The organism is Haladaptatus sp. (assembly GCF_049589095.1).
Classification (GTDB): Archaea; Halobacteriota; Halobacteria; order Halobacteriales; family Haladaptataceae; genus Haladaptatus.
This window is the reverse complement of sequence record NZ_JBAWAC010000678.1, coordinates 1-3,930: the sequence shown is the minus strand read 5'-3', so window position 1 is coordinate 3,930 and position 3,930 is coordinate 1. Positions and strand designations below refer to the sequence as shown.

Genomic DNA, 3,930 nt, shown 5'->3' with positions numbered 1-3,930 from the left:
CGGTTCAAAATCTGTCCGAGACGGACTGATACTGAACTCCCTGTCGGCGTGAACTCTTTCTTCGCCGGTTGACCGTTCTCGAAACAGCGCACCACGAGTATCTGATATATATGTGTTGTTGCACCTTGGAGTTAAGTAGCTACGGTTGAATAGAATTAATCGTGCCAAAAGTTGTCTGCCCGGACTGTCGGCGGAACATCGCGTTTCACGAACTGGAAACCAGAACCGTCGCCCAATCCAGCGGATTTTCGACGAACTATCGCTGTCCGTTCTGCCGAAACGCCATCGAGAACGTCACCGAACTGTTGTAATTTCGGACTGGTCGGCGTTCGAATCACGGGTAAACTTCGTAACGGTCGGGATCGTCGAATCCGGACGACGAGAGAACGATGTGACTGGCGGTATCCGACAGGTCGTCCGTATCGAAATTCCTCTCTTCGGGTGCACTCTAGTCGTCGTCGGTCGTTCCGTCGAACTCCGATTCGTGCACGCTGTAGTCCGTCATCGACTTCAGGTCCGACGGGCGGCCCGTGTGAATACTGGAACTGTTACTGCAGGGCTTTGTTTCCTCTCCAACAGCGGTGATGAGGTATTTACCGGACGACGAACAACCTTCGAGAGATGGCAGAGGTGAGCGCGGACGAGAACCCGTACGTCGAAGAGCCAGGGACGGATTTCGAACCCGTCGTCGAGATGAGCGAAGCCGAGGCCAGCGAACAGGCCGCACTGCTTCGCGAGGCGATCCGCCACCACGACTATCGCTACTACGTCGAAAACGACCCACTCATCGGCGATCGGACCTACGACGCTCTCTTCACGCGACTGCGAGAGTTAGAGGAGGCGTTCGACGTCCAGACTGCTGACAGTCCGACCCGACGTGTTGGCGGCGAACCGCTCGACGAACTCGACAGCGTCGAGCACGTCGCCCCGATGCTCTCCATCGACTCCAGCGGTGAAGCCGACGACGTGCGTGGATTCGACGAGCGAATCCATCGGGCGTACGACGAAGTGGAGTACGTCTGTGATCCGAAGTTCGACGGTCTGTCGCTGGAAGTCGTCTACGAGGACGGCGAGTACGTGCGCGCCGCGACTCGTGGTGACGGGGTGACGGGTGAGGACGTGACCGAGAACGTCCGCACCATCGCGAGCATCCCGCACCATCTCCGAGGTGACTATCCGGACTATCTCGCCGTTCGGGGGGAAGTCTATCTCCCGCTGGATGCGTTCACCGCGTTCAACCGCGAGCGGGTCGAACGCGGCGAGGACCCGTTCGCCAATCCGCGAAACGCGGCCGCCGGGTCGCTCCGGCAACTCGATCCGTCCGTGACGGCGGAGCGTCCCCTCGATTGTTTCTTCTACGACGTACTCGACGCGAGCGAGGAGTTTCCGACCCACTGGTCGGAGTACGAGGCGCTGCCGAAGTTCGGGCTGAAGGTGAACGACCGCACCGAACTCGTGGACGACATCGAGGCCTGTCTCGACTACCGCGATGAGATGATGGCCGAGCGCGAGGAGTTGAACTACGAAATCGACGGGGTCGTCATCAAGGTGAACGATCGGGAGAAGTGCGACGAACTCGGGACGACGGCACGCTCGTATCGATGGGCGTACGCGTACAAATTCCCGGCTCGTTCGGAGAAAACCACGATCATGGACGTGACCGTGCAAGTCGGACGAACGGGGCGACTCACCCCTGTTGCGCTACTCGAACCCGTCGATGTCGGTGGGGTAACCGTCTCACGGGCTAGCCTCCATAATCCGGACGAAATCGCGGAAAAAGACATCAACATCGGTGACGAGATTCGCGTCAAGCGTGCGGGTGACGTCATCCCTTACGTCTCCGAAGTGGTCGAAAAACACAGCGAAGGCTACTACGAACTCCCCGACCAGTGCCCTGTCTGCGGCAGTCCGGTCGAACGCGACGGACCGATTGCCTACTGCACCGGTGGACTCGCGTGCGATGCGCAACTTCGGCAGGCGGTGGCGTACTACGGGAGCGACGACGGACTCGACATCGAGGGACTGGGCGAGGAACGGGTGAGCCAGCTTATCGATGCAGGCTTGGTCGAATCGCTGCCCGACCTGTACGAACTCGACCGGGAGGCGTTGCTCGAATTGGACGGCTGGGGTGAGAAGAGTGCGGACAACCTGCTCGCCGAACTCGAAGCGTCGGAACGTCCCTCGCTTGCGCATTTCCTCTCGGCGATCGGTATTCCACGCGTCGGGAGCGAAACGGCCCGCGAGTTGGCGCGGGAGTTCGACTCGATGGACGCCGTGATGGATGCCGGTACCGACGAACTGGAGGCCGTCCCGGATATCGGTCCGAAAGTCGCAACCGGCATCCGGCAATTCTTCGACTCGGAGCGCAATCGAAGCGTCGTCGAGGAACTGTTGGGACACGTCGAACCGGAGCGAGAGGAAGTCGTGGATGGCGACGAACTCGCGGGCTCGACGTTCGTTTTCACCGGGTCGCTGTCCGAACCCCGGTCGGATATCGCGGACCTCGTCGAGAGCCACGGCGCGAACGCGACGGGAAGCGTCTCGGGTAACACGGACTACCTCGTCGTGGGGGAAAACCCCGGACAGTCGAAGCCGAACGATGCGGAGGAAAACGACGTGCCGATCCTGTCGGAAGCCCAATTTTGGGAACTGCTGGAAGACGAAGATGTGGCGCGTTAGAGCTCCGTTCGGCGGAAAACCGAGTACCCGATTGCGACGGGGATGAACAGCCAAAACGAGAGATAGACCAGGACGAACACATCGCTGAAGTATATCGGGAGGGAGTTACCGAGCACGCTCGCGACGGTAGTTCGGATCAGTCCGTCGAACAGCACTACCCGTGCGTCGACGTGGCTCGGATATATCAACGAATTAACCAACGTCTTGTACGCCGTTATGGGGTTCAGAAGTCGGATGAACAGCATCGTGGATATCCGTCCGGGAATTCCCATCCCAGCATATCTTCCGAGGAGACTCGCAACGAGGTTTGCCAACGCACTCCAGAAGACGAGGAAGGCGATGTACAACGTCACTGCGCCGATCATCGCTCGGCGGCCGGTCTTGGCGATGGCAGAAATGCCGACGGACAACCCGACGAACACGAGACCGAGGAGGAGCGTGAGCAGTGCGAACAGGATGTAATCGACGACCTTGAAGTGGAGGCTCGTCAGCAGGAGGATCACCGCGGCGACGACGAATCCGATGACGATGGAAATCCCGACGACACCGCTCCGTCCGAGCACCTTGCCGAGTACGACGTCGTCACGCGAATGGGGAAGCGAGAGCATGAGTTTCAGCGTCCCCGACTCGCGCTCACGGGTGATGGCCGCGTAGCCGATAACGATCGAGATGAGTGGAATCAGAATCGCGGTACCCTGCTCCATTAGGGAGATGTACTGATTGGTGTTCTGTCCCGCGTTCCCGCCGTTATCCAGGACGAACGCGATGATCGGGGGTACTGCGAACACGATGACGAATAGCCCCGTCAACACCCACAGCCATCGTGACCGAACCGCGTCCCGGAAGTCCTTTCGGGCGACGGATTGCCACGTCATGGCGTCGCCCCCTGTCGGGTGTATGCGATAAAGAGGTCTTCGAGCGACGCCTCCTCGGTTTCGAAGTCCTTGACCTGCGTGCCCGTGTCTTCGAGCGTGGTGAGGACTGTGGTCTTGACGTTCGCCGCACAGTCGACGAGTAGTGTCTCCCCGTCGCGTCGGACGCTCTCGACGCCGTTGATCGCGCGCACCCGCTCGATCGCATCGGGGGAGAGCGAGGCAGTCTCGACTCGGAAAACGGTGTCGCCACCGACGTTCTCTCGAAGCCCTTCGATGGAGTCCTCGGCAACGAGTTCGCCCTCGCGAAGGATTCCGACTCGGTCACAGACGGCTTCGACCTGCCCGAGGATGTGACTGGAGAAGAACACCGTCGCGC

General features: G+C 60.1%; 4 protein-coding genes. 2 read left to right on the top strand and 2 right to left on the bottom strand.

Features of this window, described 5'->3' with window-relative positions; all coding sequences use genetic code 11:
* Positions 1-161: 161 nt before the first annotated feature.
* Together WBV42_RS21225 and ligA are read left to right on the top strand one after the other, a co-directional pair.
* A complete protein-coding gene (locus tag WBV42_RS21225) occupies positions 162-311 on the top strand; it encodes a hypothetical protein (RefSeq protein ID WP_190303699.1) in 150 nt (49 codons plus the stop codon).
* 310 nt (positions 312-621) lie between these two features.
* The gene (gene ligA, locus WBV42_RS21220; RefSeq protein ID WP_423987803.1) at positions 622-2,679 is read left to right on the top strand and encodes an NAD-dependent DNA ligase LigA; all 2,058 of its coding nucleotides are present in this window, start codon (positions 622-624) and stop codon (positions 2,677-2,679) included.
* On the opposite strand, the gene WBV42_RS21215 is transcribed toward ligA, so the two are convergent.
* Entirely contained in the window at positions 2,676-3,554 is an 879-nt protein-coding gene (locus WBV42_RS21215; protein WP_423987802.1) for an ABC transporter permease, read from the bottom strand. The genes ligA and WBV42_RS21215 overlap by 4 nt on opposite strands.
* On the bottom strand, positions 3,551-3,930 hold a 380-nt coding region (locus WBV42_RS21210), incomplete at its 5' end, for a DUF4162 domain-containing protein (protein ID WP_423987801.1). The genes WBV42_RS21210 and WBV42_RS21215, both read right to left, overlap by 4 nt.

Excerpts from the sequence above, each read along its gene's own strand:
- WBV42_RS21215 (WP_423987802.1), bottom strand. The coding sequence starts at position 3,554 with ATGACGTGGCAATCCGTCGCCCGAAAGGACTTCCGGGACGCGGTTCGG.
- ligA (WP_423987803.1), top strand. The coding sequence starts at position 622 with ATGGCAGAGGTGAGCGCGGACGAGAACCCGTACGTCGAAGAGCCAGGG.